Origin of the sequence: Falsiroseomonas selenitidurans (assembly GCF_012103215.1) — a bacterium.
Taxonomy (GTDB): Bacteria; Pseudomonadota; Alphaproteobacteria; order Acetobacterales; family Acetobacteraceae; genus Falsiroseomonas; species Falsiroseomonas selenitidurans.
In genome coordinates, this window is sequence record NZ_JAAVNE010000030.1 from 28362 (window position 1) to 42757 (window position 14396).

The window sequence follows — 14396 nt, forward strand, 5'->3', positions numbered from 1 at the left end:
GGCGGGGGGGAACCCCCATGCTCTGCGACATGCGCCGTCGCGATCTTCTCGCCCTTTCCGCCGCCCTCGGCCTTGCCCCGGGCGCCCTGCATGCCGTGACGCCCGCCGGCGGCACCGCCGCGCCCGGCCAGGCGCTGCGCACCCATGCCCTGTCCCTGCTGGGGGAGCCTGCCCTGCCGGCAGACTTCACCCACTTCCCCTGGGTGAACCCGGCGGCGCCGAAGGGCGGCGAAATCGCGCTGACCGCGCTTGGCACCTTCGACAGCTTCAACGCCTACATCCTGCGCGGCACGCCGGCCGTCGGCCTGAGCCTGCTGTACGACACGCTGCTGGCGAACAGCCCGGACGAAGCCAGCACCGAGTATCCCTACCTGGCGCAATGGATCGACCTGCCGGCGGACCGCCTGTCCATCAGCTTCGAACTCAACCCGGCCGCCCGCTGGCATGATGGCCGGCCCGTCACCGCGGCCGACGTGGTCTTCACCTTCAACGCGCTGCGCACCCATGGCAGGCCCTTCTTCCGCTCCTACTGGGGTGACGTGACGGAGGTGGTGGCCGAGGCCGAGCGCCGGGTCACCTTCCGCTTCCGCAGCAACGAGAACCGGGAACTCGGCCTGATCCTCGGCCAGATGCCCGTCCTGCCCGCCCATTGGTGGGAAGGCCGCGACTTCGCCCGGCCGCTGCTGGACGTGCCGCTGGGCTCCGGCCCCTATCGCCTGGAACGCTTCGACGCCGGGCGCAGCCTGGTCTACGCCCGGGTGCCGGACTGGTGGGCGAAGGACATCCCCAGCCAGAAGGGCACGCAGAATTTCGACGTGCAGCGCTTCGAATACTTCCGCGACACGACCGTGGCGCTGGAAGCCTTCAAGGCCGGGCAGATCGACTTCCGCACGGAGAACAGCGCGCGTGACTGGGCCACCGGGTACGACTTCCCGGCGGTGCGCCGCGGCCTGGTGAAGCGGGACGAACTGCGCCACGAACTGCCCACCGGCATGCAGGCCTTTGCCATGAACCTGCGCCGCCCGCTGTTCCAGGACGCCCGCGTGCGCCGCGCCCTGATCGAGCTGTTCGACTATGAATGGATGAACGCCAACCTGTTCTACGGCAGCTATACGCGCACCACCTCCTACTTCTCCAACTCCGACCTCGCCTCCTCCGGCCTGCCGATCGGCGCCGAGCTGGCGGTTCTGGAGCCCTTCCGCGGCCGGGTCCCGGAGGCCGTCTTCACCACCGAATACAAGCTCCCCGTCACCGACGGCTCCGGCAACAACCGCGAGGGCCTGCGCACGGCGCTGCGCCTGTTGCAGGCGGCCGGCTGGCGGGTGCAGAACCGCCGCCTGGTCGGGCCGCAGGGCCAGCCCTTCGAATTCGAGATCCTGCTGCAGGGCGCCACCTACGAACGTATCGCCCTGCCCTACGTGCAGGCCCTGGAGCGCATCGGCATGACGGTGCGCGTCCGCACCGTTGACCCGGCCCAGTACCAGACCCGCGTCGACGCCTTCGACTACGACATGACCGTCGAGGTGGTGCCGCAGTCGCTTTCGCCGGGCAACGAACAGCGCGACTTCTTCACCTGCGCCAAGGCCCAACAACCCGGCAGCCAGAACGTCGCCGGCATCTGCGACCCGGCGATCGATGAACTGGTGGAACTCGTCGTCAACGCGCCGGACCGTGGCCAACTCGTCGCCCGAACCCGCGCGCTGGACCGCGTGCTGCTGTGGCACGACTTCATGATCCCGAACTGGCACCTGCAGAGCTTCCGCATCGCCTTCTGGGACAAGTTCGGCCGTCCTGCACGCAACCCGCGCTATGGGCTGGGCCTCGAAAGCTGGTGGGTCGACGCCGAGAAGGACCGCGCCCTGAGCGACGCCCGGCGGACGCTGTAGGGATGGCAAGGGCGGTGCTGGTCGCTTGCAGGGAGGGCGCTGCCCTCCCTGCACCCACCCGCAAAGGGCTCTTGCCCTTTGAACCCATGACCATTGTGAGCAGAGGGGCCAGCGGGGCCAGCGGGACCTTCGGCCCGGCGGTTTCTCAGGCCACTCTCCTCTCCTGCTCAGGAACCTCGCGCTCCAGGGGGGCGAGCCCCCTGGCGGGGTGGTGCCGGAGGGGCAGCGCCCCTCCCGCGTGCAACCGGCGCTGAGCCATGGCCGCCTACATCTTCCGCCGGCTTCTGCTCGTGGTGCCGACTCTGTTCGGCATCATCCTGATCAATTTCGCGGTCGTGCAGTTCGCGCCGGGCGGGCCGGTGGAGCAGATGCTGGCGGAGTTGCGGGGGGAGGGGCAGACGCTGGGGCGCCTGACCGGGGAGGGTCCGGGCGAGGTCCGGGCGCCCTCGGGTGCGCAGCAGGGGGGCGGGGCTTCGACGGCGGCCGCGCCGGTCGGCACCTATCGGGGCGCGCGGGGGTTGGACCCGGCGATCGTGGCGGAGATCGAGCGCAGCTTCGGCTTCGACAAGCCGGCGCATGTGCGGTTCTTCGAGATGATGCGCGGCTATCTCACCTTCGATTTCGGGCGCAGCCTGTTCCGCGACCAGCCGGTGGTGGATCTGGTCCTGCAGAAGATGCCGGTGTCGATTTCCCTCGGCCTGTGGTCGACGCTGATCATCTACTTGGTGTCGATTCCGCTCGGCATCCGCAAGGCGGTGCAGGATGGGACTCGGTTCGATGTCTGGACCAGCGGCGTGGTGCTGGTGGGCTATGCGGTGCCGGGCTTCCTGTTCGCCATCCTGCTGGTGGTGCTGTTCGCCGGCGGGTCCTTCCTGCAGTGGTTTCCGCTGCGCGGGCTGACCTCCTCCGGCGCCGAGGCCTGGCCGTTCTGGCGGCAGGCGCTGGACTATGCCTGGCACATGGTGCTGCCGACGCTGGCGCTGGTGATCGGCGGCTTTGCCGGGCTTACCATGCTGACCAAGAATGCGTTCCTGGATGAGATCGGCAAGCAGTATGTCGTCACCGCCCGGGCCAAGGGGAATTCCGAATCGCGGATCCTGTATGGCCATGTGTTCCGCAATGCGATGCTGCTGATCATCGCCGGCTTCCCGGCCGCCTTCATCGGCCTGCTGTTCACCGGGGCGCTGCTGGTGGAGATCGTCTTCTCGCTGGACGGGCTGGGGCTGCTGGGGTTCGAGGCGGCGATCCGGCGCGATTATCCGATCATGTTCGGCACGCTGTACATCTTCACGCTGCTGGGGCTGATCCTGCAGATCGTCGGCGACGTGATGTACACCATCGTCGACCCGCGCATCGATTTCGAGGCCCGCCGATGAGCTTGGGCCGATGAGGGTGGGCCGATGACGCCGATCACCCGGCGCCGCCTGGCCAATTTCCGCGCCAACCGCCGCGGCTATTGGTCGATGTGGGTCTTCCTGCTGCTGTTCTTGCTGACGCTGTTCGCGGAGTTGCTGGCGAACGACAAGCCGCTGGTGGCGCGGATCGACGATCGCTGGCTGTTCCCGGCCGTGGTCGGCGGCTATGCGGAAAGCGACGTGCTGCCCGATGGCCTGCCCATCACCATGGATTGGCACGACCCGTCGCTGCGCGCGGAATTCGCCGAGCGCGGCGGCTGGGCGGTCTGGCCGCTGATCCCGTACCGCCATGATTCGGTGGTGCGCGATGTCGGCCAGCCCTCCCCGGCGCCGCCATCCTGGAAGAACTGGCTGGGCACGGACGACCAGAGCCGGGATGTGCTGGCGCGGGTGATCTATGGCTTCCGGCTTTCGGTGCTGTTCGGCTTTTCGCTCACCATCGTCAGTTCGGTCGTCGGCATCATGGCGGGGGCGGTGCAGGGCTATTATGGCGGCTGGGTCGATCTGGGATTCCAGCGCTTCATCGAGGTCTGGTCGGGGATGCCACAGCTCTACCTGCTGATCATCCTGGCCAGCGTGCTGGAGCCCAGCTTCTTCACCCTGCTGATCTTCCTGCTGCTGTTTTCCTGGATGTCGCTGACCGGGGTGGTGCGGGCGGAATTCCTGCGTGGGCGCAACCTGGATTATGTGCGGGCGGCGCGGGCGCTGGGCGTTTCGGACGTGGCGCTGATGGCGCGGCACATCCTGCCGAATGCGATGGTGGCGACGCTGACCTTTCTGCCCTTCATCCTCTCCGGCTCCGTCACCGTGCTGGCGAGCCTGGACTTCCTGGGCTTCGGCCTGCCGCCGGGGTCGCCCTCGCTGGGGGAATTGGTGAACCAGGGCAAGAACAACCTGCAGGCACCCTGGCTGGCGATGACCGGCTTCTTCGTGCTGGGCGGCATGCTGACGCTGCTGATCTTCGTCGGCGAGGCGGTGCGCGACGCCTTCGACCCGCGCAAGCTGCCGGGGGGCCAGGCATGACGCAGCCCTTGCTGAGCGTGGAGAACCTCTCCGTCGCCTTCGGCGCGAAGACCGTGGTCCACGGCGTCTCCTTCACCGTCGCGCGGGGGGAGACGGTGGCGCTGGTGGGGGAAAGCGGCAGCGGCAAATCCGTCACCGCGCTCTCCTGCCTGCGGCTGCTGGCCGGCGCCGGGCACAACCCGCAGGGCCGCATCCTGCTGGATGGCACGGAGGTGCTGACCGCGAAGGGCGAGGATCTGCGCCGGCTGCGCGGCGGCGTGGCGGGAATGGTGTTCCAGGAACCGATGACCTCGCTGAACCCGCTGCACACGGTGGGCCGCCAGGTCTCGGAAGCGGTGACGCTGCACCGCAACCTCGGCGGCGAGGCGCTGCGGGCGCGGGTGGTCGAATTGCTGACCATGGCCGGCTTTCCGCAGGCGGAGGCGCGGCTGAACGCCTATCCGCACCAGCTGTCGGGCGGGCAGCGGCAGCGGGTGATGATCGCGGTGGCGCTGGCCAACGACCCGGCGTTGCTGATCGCCGATGAGCCGACCACGGCGCTGGATGTCACCATCCAGGCGCAGATCCTGGACTTGCTGGCCGGGCTGAAGCGGCGGCTTTCCATGGCGGTGCTGCTGATCACCCACGACCTGGCCATCGTCCGCCGCCATGCCGACCGCGTGGTGGTGATGCGCCATGGCCAGGCGGTGGAAGCCGGCACGGTGGCGGATGTGTTTGCCAATCCGCAGCATGACTACACGAAGATGCTGCTGGCGACGGAACCGCGCGGCCGGCCGGCGCCGGTCCCGGCGGACGCCGAGGAATTGCTGCGCGGGACGCAGGTGAAGGTGCATTTCCCCATCCGCCGCGGCGTGCTGCGCCGCCAGGTGGGGCAGGTGAAGGCGGTCGATGGCGTGACCCTCTCGATCCGGGAGGGGGAGACGCTGGGCCTGGTGGGGGAAAGCGGCAGCGGCAAGACCACGCTCGGCCTGGCGCTGCTGCGGCTGGAGGCCAGCGAGGGGCCGATCCGCTTCGAGGGACGCGACATCCAGGGCCTGGACCGCGCCGCGCTGCGGCCGCTGCGCCGGCGCATGCAGATCGTCTTCCAGGACCCCTATGGCAGCCTTTCGCCGCGCATGACGGTGGCGGAGATCGTCGGCGAGGGGCTTCTGGTGCATGAGAAGCTCTCGGCGGCGGAGGTGGCGCGGCGTGCCGCCGCGGCGCTGGAGGAGGTGGGGCTGGAACACGCCATGCTGGACCGCTACCCGCATGAATTCAGCGGCGGCCAGCGCCAGCGCATCGCCATCGCCCGCGCCCTGGTGCTGAAGCCGAGGCTCCTGGTGCTGGACGAGCCGACGAGCGCGCTGGATGTCTCGGTCCAGGCGCAGGTGGTGGAATTGCTGCGCGACCTGCAGGCGCGCCACCGCCTGGCCTATCTGTTCATCTCCCACGATCTGCGCGTGGTGCGTGCGCTGGCGCACCGCATCATCGTGCTCAAGGACGGGCGGGTGGTGGAGGAGGGGGAGGCGCAGGCGGTTGTCGAGGCGCCGAAAGAACCCTACACGCGCGCCCTGATGGCGGCCGCCTTCAACCTGGCCGCCGCGGGGGATGGCGTGGTGCGGACATGAGCGAGGAGGCGCCGCTGCTGGAGCGGCTGCGCGGGCTGCTGGCCGCCGAGCACGTGAAGCTCGGTGTGCATATCCGCAAGATGAATTCGCCCGGCAGCCCGGTCTATCGTTACTGGGAGAACATCTGGCCGGCCGGGACCATCCTGGCGGCATCCTTCGCCGGCACCGCGCTGGTGCATTTCTACCTGGGCGGGGCGATCCTGGCGGCGGGCTGCTGGTGGTGGCTGGCCAAGGCGCATCCGCGCATCCGCGACGGCGTCTTCGAACGCACCACCGCCTGGGCCCTGCAATCCGAGGCGCATTTCGACGCGCTCTGGGCCAAGGGCGTGCTGAGCCTGCATGCCGAACTGCCGGATGGCCGCAAATTCGCCGCGGCCCGCCGCGACGACTGGCGCGGCTTCGTGCGGCTGGTCAGCCGCGAAACCCGCCTGCCGGAGGCTGCGTGATGGCGGTTCTTCTTTCCACCCGCCGGGAAGCGATGGCCGATTGGCGCGCCGCGCTGCTGGCGGTGGACCCGACGCTCGAGATCCGGATGTTCCCGGAGGCCGGCGACCCGGCCTCGATCGAGGCCGCGGTGGTCTGGACCGCGCATGACATGGCGGAGCTGCGGCGCTACCCCAATCTGCGGCTGATCGTTTCCATGGGCGCCGGGGTGGACCATCTGCTGCGCCCGCCGGGGCCGCCGCCGGGCATTCCGGTGGCCCGGCTGGTGGACCGCATGCTGACCACGCAGATGGGCGAGTGGGTGCTGCTGAACGTGCTGCGCTTCCATCGGCAGGATCCCGACTACCGGGCGCAGCAGCGCGACCGCGTCTGGCAGGAACTGCCCGCGCCGGTGACGGCGGAAACGCCGGTGGGCTTCCTGGGTCTCGGGGAACTCGGCACCCATGCGGCCGGGCTGCTGCGTGGCCTGGGCTTTCCCGTGCTCGGCTGGTCGCGCCGGCCGAAGCAGGTGCCGGGGGTGGAGGGCTTCCACGGCGCCGATGGCCTGGCGGCAATGGCCGCGCGGTCCCGCATCCTGGTCTGCCTGCTGCCGCTGACGCCGGAAACGCGAGGCCTTGTCGATGCCCGTCTGCTCGGACGGCTGCCGCGCGGCGCCTTCCTGGTGAACGGGGCGCGCGGTGGGCATGTGGTGGATGCGGACCTGCTGGCGGCGCTGGACAGTGGCCAGGTGGCCGGCGCCGCGCTGGATGTCTTCACGCCGGAGCCGCTGCCGCCGGCGCATCCCTATTGGGCGCATCCGCGCGTGGTGATGACGCCGCACGCCGCCAGCATCACCATCCCGGCCAGTGCCGCGCCGCAGGTGGTGGAGAACCTGCATCGCGCCCGGCGGGGCGAGGCGCTGCTCAACCTGGTGGACTTCGCCGCCGGCTACTGAGCGTTTGTCAATGAAGGCCCGAAAGCGCCAGAAGGTTCAGGAGAAATCCCGAACATGTCAGCGGGCCATCAAGACACCAACGCGCTCCTTTCAGACACGCCGGGCCGGCGAGAGCATCAGCCGGCCTTGCGTGCTTCGTCCGGTACCACGGTTTCCCGCGCCGTCTGCTCCGCCACCGTCATGATGCCGCGCATGTCCCGCAGGAAGGCGGCGCCCTTCAGGGTGCGCTGCACCAGGACGGAGCGGCGGTCCATCGGGTCCACCTTGCGGCGGGCGAGGTCGAGTTCGCCCAGCCGGTCCAGCGCGCGGGTGATGGCGGGCTTGGAGACGTTGAGCTCCGCCGCCAGGCCGCGCACCGTGTGCGGCCCGTCCGTCAGATAGACGGTCAGGAACACGCCGAGCTGTCGGGCGGAGAGGTCCGGCCCGTCGCGGCGTACCAGCGCCACGACGGTATCGCGGAGAATGCCGACCAACTGGTCGGAGGATGTCTGGGTGGCCATGCTGTCTGTTCCTTCCTCGGCGCGGCCACGGCTTGGCGGCGCCGCTTTGGCGGCGCCGGCTCGGCCCCTGCCACGCCCTTCTGATATCCCGCCCTGCGGAGCGTGCTGCTGCGACCTGCCCTTGTCAGAGCGCCGCGCGCCAGAAAGTTCCCGTTTCATCTCAAATTCGTTACCGTCCTGGGTTGGCCTGTCCGGTCGCCAGCTTTGCCACGGCGTGGGCGATGGCCCGCGCGGCGTGGATTTCGCCACCTTCCGGTCGCCCCGGCCGGGTCTGGTCATTCCACGCGTACAGATCGAAGTGCGCCCAGCGTACATCGTTCGGTACGAAGTGTTGCAGGAAAAGTGCTGCAATGACCGCGCCAGCCATGGGCTTGGTGCTTACGTTGTTGAGGTCGGCGACCGGGCTGTCCAGCCACGAAACGTAATTTTTTACCAGAGGAAGTTGCCACACCGCATCGTGAACAACTTGTCCAGCACAGTGAATACTTTGTGCGAGCTCTGAATCATTGCTGAACAGGGCCGGAAGATCCGGTCCCAGCGCGACTCGGGCCGCGCCGGTCAGCGTCGCCGCATCCAGGATCAGGTCCGGCGCGTGTTCGCCAGCGAAGGCCAGCAGATCCGCCAGCACCAGGCGACCCTCGGCATCGGTGTTGCCGATCTCCACTGTCAGGCCCTTGCGGGTGCGGATCACGTCCATCGGCCGGAAGGCGGCGCCGGAGACGCTGTTCTCCACCGCACCGACCAGCAGCAGCAGGCGGATCGGCGCCTGGGCCCGCATCAGCATCTCGGCGGCCGCAATCATCGCGGCGGCGCCGCCCATGTCCTTCTTCATGCGCAGCATGGCGCCGGCCGGCTTCAGGTCCAGCCCCCCGGTATCGAAGCAGACGCCCTTGCCGCACAGCGCCACCAGCGGGCCGTCCGCGGCCCCTTCCCAGCGCAGCACCGCAACCTGCGGGGCGCGCGGGCTGCCCTGCCCGACCGCGTGGATGGCGGGGAAGCCCTGTTCCAGCGCCGCGCCGGCGATCAGCTCGAAGGCCGCGCCCTGCGCCGCGGCCAGGCGCTGCACCGCGGCGGCGAGTTCCGCCGGGCCCAGCAGATTGGCGGGCGTGTTGATCAGGTCGCGCCCGGCCTGGATCGCCGCCGCCTGCTGCTGCGCCGCGTCGCTGCCGGGCGGTGCGGCAAGCCGGGCCGGCTGGCGTCCCTGGCGGGATTTCAGCCCGGCGAAGCGATAGGCGCCCAGGCACCAGCCAAGGGTCGCGGCCACCGCATCCGGCGCGCCCTGCAGCCGCCAGGCGGTGCCTTCCGGCAGGCTGAAGGGCAGGGCGCCATAGGCCCAGGGGCTGGCGGCGAGGATGGGGTCGGCACCCAGCCCAAGCACTGCGCCGGCCAGGCCTTCGGGGCCCGGCAGCAGGCGAAGCTCCTGCGCCTTGGCGGCAAAGCCACTGGCGCGCAGGAAGGCGGCCGTGGCGGTTGGCAGCCCGGCCAGCCAGAGGTCCAGCGCGTCTGGCGTCACCGCCTGCAGCGGCAGCGCACCCTCCTCGGTGGCGATCAGGCACTCGAGCATGACAACTCCGCAGGGACGCGCACAGGGATGCGCGGTGGGATGCACAGGCTTGGCGACGGGAGTACGGCGAACCGTCGCGGTGGCAGGCTAACACGCCGGCGAAAAACAACCATAGGATGTAATGCGCCCGGTGAGGACTTGGCCGGCTTCCGACCGGTCAGGCTGGATGCTAGACCGGATCGACCGCGGCGTGGCGCCCGGAATTCGCTCAATCTTGTTGATTTGTGTCCATCCTCGGGGGGGCGGACGCGCCCAACCGATCCCGAATGCCCAGAAAGGGACCGGCCCATGCGAATCCTGCTCTGGTACTGGGGGCGCCGCGGGGGCGGCGCGCAGTTCACGCTGGGCCTGGCCCAGGCCCTGGCAGCGCGGCCGGATGTCTCGCTTCGCCTGTCGCTCTCAGCGCAAGGTGAATTGCTGGACACGTTCCGAAAATTGATCGTTCCGACCGACATTGTGGACACCTACAGCGATCTGGCCGGTTTTGCCATGGCGTTGCCGAGAATTCCGGCGCTCCGCCACAATTTGATGCAATCGGCGAATGAAGCCACGGTGGTGGTCTCCGGCATGACACATCTCTGGACGCCGCTGGTGGCGCCGGGCCTCGCCCGCGCCGGCCACGCCTTCGTCCCGGTGGTGCACGACGCCACGCCGCATCCCGGCGATTTCGGCTGGGCCTGGAACTGGCGCCTGGGGCGGGAGCTGGATGCGGCGCGGGCGGCGGTGGCGCTCTCGGCGCCGGTAGCGCAGGCGCTGGCCCGGCGGCGCCCGGCCCTGCCGCTGATCCGCATGGAACTGCCGGCGCTTCTCACCGGCCCGCTGCCGCCACGCAGGCCGGCCCCGCCCGGCGCGCTGCGGCTGCTCTTCTTCGGGCGGATGCGGGCCTACAAGGGTCTCGACCTGCTGCGCGACGCCTTCCGCACCCTTCACCAGGCGCATCCCGGCGCGACGCTGCGCGTGGTGGGGGAGGGTGATGTGGAAGCCTGCGCCCCGGGCCTGGCGGCGCTGCCCGGCGTGCGGGTGGAGAGCCGCTGGGTGGCGGAGGACGGCATCCCCGCCCTGCTGGCCGAGGCCGATGCCCTGGTCGCCCCCTATCGGGAGGCCAGCCAGTCCGGCGTGATTCCGCAGGCGCTGGCGATGGGCGTGCCGGTGGTGGCGACGCCGGTGGGCGGGCTGTCCGGGCAGTTGCCGCCTGGCGCTGGCGGCGTCCTGGCCGGTGCGGTCACGGCGGCGGCGCTGGCCGCGGCGCTGGCGCGGCTGTTCGAGCCCGGGGTGCTGGACCGCCTGCGGCAGGAGGCCAAGGCGGCCGGCGCGGCGCGATGCGACTGGGCGGCGGCGGCGGACACCCTGCTGGCTGGTCTGGACCGGGTGCTTTCGGCCGGTTGAGCGCCTGCGGCGTCAGCGCAGCAGCAGGCCGGTGGACCATTCCAGGATGCCGAGCGCGAAGATCACCGCGCCGATGCCGTACAGGATCGGCGGCGGCACCGGGGTGACGCGCAGCGCCAGCAGCGCCAGCGTGCCGAACAGCGCCCGCCAGAAGCTGGCACCGAGCAGGAGCAGGCCGAGGAAGGTGAACCCGGCGAACCAGACGGCCCGCATCATCCGCAGCATGCCCGCGTCATTCCGTTCCGGTTGTACATCGCCCTTCTGGCGCAGGGCCACCGGGCACACAAGCCGCAGGGCGCGCACCGCCGGCGGGTTGCGCTTGGCGGCCGCCTGCTCAACTTTCGCGGTGGCTGGCCGAGGACCTTCGCTGCGTGACCCATCCCCTGCTGCGCGACATCGCCCTGCTGCTGCCGCCGCTGCGGCGCCTGGTACAAGGCCGCGACGCTGCCCGTGCCGAACGCGATTGCCTGCGCGCGGCGCTGGAGGCGCGGATCGCCCGGCTGGAGGAGATCGCCACCGAGGCCCGCGCCGAGGCCGCCCGCCTTGCGGAGGCCGCGGCGCAGGAGCGGGAGGCGCAGCACAGGCGGGATGCGGCGGCGCGCATGGCGGAGGGCAACGCCCGGGTGGAGCAGGCGCTGTCGTTGGTGCGCCAGGAATATACGGTGCTGCCGCGCTTCGGCTTCCACCAGCCGCTGGACTACGAGACGGACAGCCTGCCGCCACGCTTCGGTGCCCCCGTGCTGCGGGACGGGGAAGCCCTGCCCCTGCCGGCGCCGGAGGACCGCTTCGGCTACCCGGCGGAGGATGCCGCCTATCTGCGCATGGGGGCGATGGACGCCGCCATCATCCGCCAGGCCATCGACCGCCACCTGGGGCCGCGGGAAGGGCTGGCGCTGCTGGATTTCGGCTGTTCCTCCGGCCGCGTGCTGCGGCATTTCGAGGCGGAGCGCCGGGCAAGCGGCTGGCACCTGCACGGCGTGGACATCCAGGCGCGGCCGATCGAATGGCTGCGCCTGCACTTCCCGCCGGACTACACCGTCTCCACCGGCACGGTGCAGCCGCATCTGGCCTATCCGGACAACAGTCTGGACGTGATCTACGGCTTCAGCGTCTTCACCCACATCAAGTATCTCTGGGACATGTGGCTGATGGAGTTGCGGCGCGTGCTGAAGCCGGGCGGGCTGCTGCTGCAGACCCTCCATACGGAGACCGCCTGGGCCTTCTACCACCAGCACCGCGACGAGGACTGGGTGCGCCGCGCCCATTCGCCCCGCCTGGCGGAGGCGCCGGCGATGCCGGAGGACTGGTTCCACCATGGCGACATCGCCGTCAGCCAGGCCTTCTGGAAGGCGGAGACGGCGCGCCGCAACTGGTCCCGCTACCTGGAGGTGCTGGAGTTGCTGCCGCCACAGCACGATTACTCGTTCCAGGACATGATGGTCTGCCGCAAGCGGGGCTGAGAGACCGCTGGAGAATGCCGCCGAACCGACCCGCTGGTGTTCTCAAACGGTCTCTTGCACCGAAGCCCGGTGATCGTGACCGATCCCCGCCTCAATCGCCGGCTTGGCTGCGCGCCGGATTGGCGCGGCGGCCACCCGGCCGCTCACCCGCCTTCGGCGGGCGCAGCGTCCGATCGATGGGCGTTGCCATGAACCGTTCGCGTGTCTGGTCGGGGGATGCACCGCCCTGGGCTACAGGATGAAGGGCTCCGGCGGGTTGTTCGCGGCCAGACGCGGGACGTCGATCTCATGGATGCCGCCGACGCCAAAGCCCAGCCATTCGGTGCCGGTCCAGGCATATTCGTATTCGTTGCCGATGCCCCATTCGCTGGCCGACTGCCCGTTCTGGCCCCAGGAGCGCGTCGGCAGCCAGCGATCGCTGTTGCCGTCGTAATAGTCCGTGATCCACAGCGTGCCGTCGCGGATGTTGGTGGGGTTGGGGTGGTCCCACTTGGCGTAGATCTCGTAGTAGCCGAAGGCGCCCTGCAGCCGGTCGCCAACCTCGAAACGGGCGAAATCCTCGCTCAGCCAGCCGGCATAGAGGTCGCCGGAATCACTGTAGAAGGCCCAGGCGTAGAAGCCGTCCGGCCCGAGGTCGAGCTGGTAGATGCCACCCTGGCCGAAATCATCCCATTCCACGCCGTCCCAGGCGTAGTCGTATTCCTGTCCCAGCCCGGCCTGCGTCACCCATTGCCCGCCATTGGCCCAGGCGCGCGGCTTCAGCCAGGTCTGGGTCGGGCCGTCCAGATAGTCGGTCACCCAGACCGTGCCTTCCGGCGCGTCGCCCAGGCGCCAGGGCTTCTCGTCGTAGATGGTGTAGGTGCCGCGGGCGCCGGCAAGGGTGTCGCCGGTCGTCCAGCGGCCGGCATCCTCCACGGTGAAGCCGACATACAGGTCGCCGCTGGCGCGGTGCTGGAAATACCAGGCGAACAGGGCCGGCTGTTCCACGCTGGCCAGTAGGGCACCGGCGCGGCCGTAATCGTCCCACTCATCGCCATCCCAGGCATAGTCGAGCTCCGATCCCAGCCCGCCATAGCCGCTGGGCGCGCCGCCGAGGACGAAGCCGGAATAGCTGGTCAGCCATTGCTGCGCGCTGCTGTCGTGGTAGCCGCCGGTGGTCCAGACCGTGCCATCGGCGATCACCTGCCCGCCCAGCGAGGCCTTGCCCGTGATGGTGTAGGTGCCGCCGGCGGTGGCCACCGTGTCGCCGACGGACCAGGCGGTGTCGTGGCCCACCAGCCGGCCCAGATAGCGGTCGCCATTGCCGGCCTGGAAGCTCCAGTCCATCAGCATGTCCGGCAACCGGTCCGCCTGCAGCGCCCCGCCCTGGCCCACCTGCACCCATTCGCTGCCGTTCCAGGCGCGGTCCAGCTCGCTGCCCAGCCCGGCCTGGCCGGTCGGGGCCGCGCCGCCGCTTTCCAGGGTGAAGTCGATGCGCGCGGCGCCGTCGGTGTAGCGGGTGGTGCGCACCGTGCCCTCGAGCCCGGTCTCGCCCTGCGCCTGGCCGAAGGGGGTCTCGCTGTCGATGCGGTAGGTGCCGTGGGCGGTGCGCAGCGTGTCGCCCGGGTTCCAGTCCACGCTGTCCGCCAGCAGCGTGCCGTAGAGGATGTCGCCGCTATCGGCGCGGAAGGTCCAGCCGAACAGGCTGTCGGCCAGCGCGCCGGGGTTGGCCTGGTCCGCCCCACCCAGGCCGAAGCCGTCCCAGCCCTGGCCGTCCCAGGCCCAGTCCTGCTCGCTGCCCAGCCCGGCGCTGCCGGCGGCCGAAGCCTCGCCCCGCTGGGTCACCAGCCAGGCGCCGGTGGCATCGCGGTACCAGCCGATGGCGATCCAGCCTTCCTCCAGCCCCAAGGCGCCGAGGTCGATCGGCTGCGCATCGGCGGCGACGATGCTGTAGGTGCCATGCGCGGTCGCCAGGGTGGAGCCGACGACGTAGCGGCTGGAATCCTCCACCAGCGTGCCGCCCCAGCTGTCGCCGGAGGTGGCGCGGAAGGTCCAGGTGAAGATGCTGTCCGTGACCGAACCTGCGGCCTGCGGCAGGGGGGTGGATGACATGCGGCGCTCCGCGGCCCCTTGTTGGGCGGCTGGGCGCAATGTGCCGGTGGCGCGGTGAAACCGCGGTTAAGACCGAATTCCATGAT

Annotated in this window: 12 protein-coding genes; 8 read left to right on the forward strand and 4 right to left on the reverse strand. The window is 70.1% G+C overall.

Annotated features, from left to right (window positions below):
• Positions 1–29: 29 nt before the first annotated feature.
• The 6 genes from HEQ75_RS17575 (at position 30) to HEQ75_RS17600 (ending at position 7309) form a co-directional block, all read left to right on the forward strand.
• Positions 30–1886 carry an extracellular solute-binding protein gene (locus HEQ75_RS17575; RefSeq protein WP_168033034.1) on the forward strand — a complete coding sequence of 619 codons (1857 nt, stop codon included), beginning with the start codon at positions 30–32 and terminating at the stop codon, positions 1884–1886.
• 257 nt (positions 1887–2143) lie between these two features.
• Positions 2144–3262, forward strand: a complete 1119-nt coding sequence (locus HEQ75_RS17580; RefSeq protein WP_168033036.1) for a microcin C ABC transporter permease YejB — start codon at positions 2144–2146, stop codon at positions 3260–3262.
• A 24-nt stretch (positions 3263–3286) separates the two neighbouring features.
• The gene (locus HEQ75_RS17585; protein WP_168033038.1) at positions 3287–4324 is read left to right on the forward strand and encodes an ABC transporter permease; all 1038 of its coding nucleotides are present in this window, start codon (positions 3287–3289) and stop codon (positions 4322–4324) included.
• Positions 4321–5931: an ABC transporter ATP-binding protein gene (locus HEQ75_RS17590; RefSeq protein WP_168033040.1), complete on the forward strand. Its 1611-nt coding sequence runs from the start codon at positions 4321–4323 to the stop codon at positions 5929–5931. Before HEQ75_RS17585 ends, HEQ75_RS17590 begins: the two co-directional genes overlap by 4 nt.
• Positions 5928–6377 (forward strand): hypothetical protein, encoded by a 450-nt coding sequence (locus HEQ75_RS17595; RefSeq protein WP_168033042.1) that lies wholly within the window; start codon positions 5928–5930, stop codon positions 6375–6377. Before HEQ75_RS17590 ends, HEQ75_RS17595 begins: the two co-directional genes overlap by 4 nt.
• A complete protein-coding gene (locus HEQ75_RS17600) occupies positions 6377–7309 on the forward strand; it encodes a 2-hydroxyacid dehydrogenase (protein ID WP_168033044.1) in 933 nt (310 codons plus the stop codon). The genes HEQ75_RS17595 and HEQ75_RS17600 overlap by 1 nt, the downstream gene beginning before the upstream one ends.
• A gap of 116 nt (positions 7310–7425) precedes the next feature.
• Here HEQ75_RS17600 and HEQ75_RS17605 read toward each other — a convergent pair whose 3' ends face one another.
• The gene (locus HEQ75_RS17605; protein ID WP_168033046.1) at positions 7426–7809 is read right to left on the reverse strand and encodes a MarR family winged helix-turn-helix transcriptional regulator; all 384 of its coding nucleotides are present in this window, start codon (positions 7807–7809) and stop codon (positions 7426–7428) included.
• Between the two features lie 169 nt (positions 7810–7978).
• Complete coding sequence (locus tag HEQ75_RS17610; protein WP_168033048.1) at positions 7979–9373, reverse strand: leucyl aminopeptidase family protein; 1395 nt, start codon at positions 9371–9373, stop codon at positions 7979–7981.
• A 288-nt stretch (positions 9374–9661) separates the two neighbouring features.
• Here HEQ75_RS17610 and HEQ75_RS17615 point away from each other — a divergent pair, with 288 nt between their 5' ends.
• Positions 9662–10759 carry a glycosyltransferase family 4 protein gene (locus HEQ75_RS17615; protein ID WP_168033050.1) on the forward strand — a complete coding sequence of 366 codons (1098 nt, stop codon included), beginning with the start codon at positions 9662–9664 and terminating at the stop codon, positions 10757–10759.
• A gap of 12 nt (positions 10760–10771) precedes the next feature.
• On the opposite strand, the gene HEQ75_RS17620 is transcribed toward HEQ75_RS17615, so the two are convergent.
• Positions 10772–10984, reverse strand: a complete 213-nt coding sequence (locus HEQ75_RS17620) for a hypothetical protein (protein WP_168033052.1) — start codon at positions 10982–10984, stop codon at positions 10772–10774.
• A 146-nt stretch (positions 10985–11130) separates the two neighbouring features.
• Here HEQ75_RS17620 and HEQ75_RS29080 point away from each other — a divergent pair, with 146 nt between their 5' ends.
• Positions 11131–12219 (forward strand): class I SAM-dependent methyltransferase, encoded by a 1089-nt coding sequence (locus HEQ75_RS29080; RefSeq protein ID WP_168033054.1) that lies wholly within the window; start codon positions 11131–11133, stop codon positions 12217–12219.
• 231 nt (positions 12220–12450) lie between these two features.
• On the opposite strand, the gene HEQ75_RS17630 is transcribed toward HEQ75_RS29080, so the two are convergent.
• On the reverse strand, positions 12451–14310 hold the full coding sequence (locus tag HEQ75_RS17630) for a hypothetical protein (protein ID WP_168033056.1): 1860 nt from the start codon (positions 14308–14310) through the stop codon (positions 12451–12453).
• Positions 14311–14396 lie beyond the last annotated feature (86 nt).

Bases quoted from the DNA above. Each gene is read 5' to 3' on its own strand.
- HEQ75_RS17595 (WP_168033042.1), top strand. From the start codon at position 5,928: ATGAGCGAGGAGGCGCCGCTGCTGGAGCGGCTGCGCGGGCTGCTGGCC.
- HEQ75_RS17615 (WP_168033050.1), top strand. From the start codon at position 9,662: ATGCGAATCCTGCTCTGGTACTGGGGGCGCCGCGGGGGCGGCGCGCAG.
- HEQ75_RS17630 (WP_168033056.1), bottom strand. From the start codon at position 14,310: ATGTCATCCACCCCCCTGCCGCAGGCCGCAGGTTCGGTCACGGACAGC.
- HEQ75_RS17575 (WP_168033034.1), top strand. From the start codon at position 30: ATGCGCCGTCGCGATCTTCTCGCCCTTTCCGCCGCCCTCGGCCTTGCC.
- HEQ75_RS17600 (WP_168033044.1), top strand. From the start codon at position 6,377: ATGGCGGTTCTTCTTTCCACCCGCCGGGAAGCGATGGCCGATTGGCGC.
- HEQ75_RS17590 (WP_168033040.1), top strand. From the start codon at position 4,321: ATGACGCAGCCCTTGCTGAGCGTGGAGAACCTCTCCGTCGCCTTCGGC.
- HEQ75_RS17620 (WP_168033052.1), bottom strand. From the start codon at position 10,984: ATGCTGCGGATGATGCGGGCCGTCTGGTTCGCCGGGTTCACCTTCCTC.
- HEQ75_RS17605 (WP_168033046.1), bottom strand. From the start codon at position 7,809: ATGGCCACCCAGACATCCTCCGACCAGTTGGTCGGCATTCTCCGCGAT.
- HEQ75_RS17585 (WP_168033038.1), top strand. From the start codon at position 3,287: ATGACGCCGATCACCCGGCGCCGCCTGGCCAATTTCCGCGCCAACCGC.
- HEQ75_RS17610 (WP_168033048.1), bottom strand. From the start codon at position 9,373: ATGCTCGAGTGCCTGATCGCCACCGAGGAGGGTGCGCTGCCGCTGCAG.
- HEQ75_RS17580 (WP_168033036.1), top strand. From the start codon at position 2,144: ATGGCCGCCTACATCTTCCGCCGGCTTCTGCTCGTGGTGCCGACTCTG.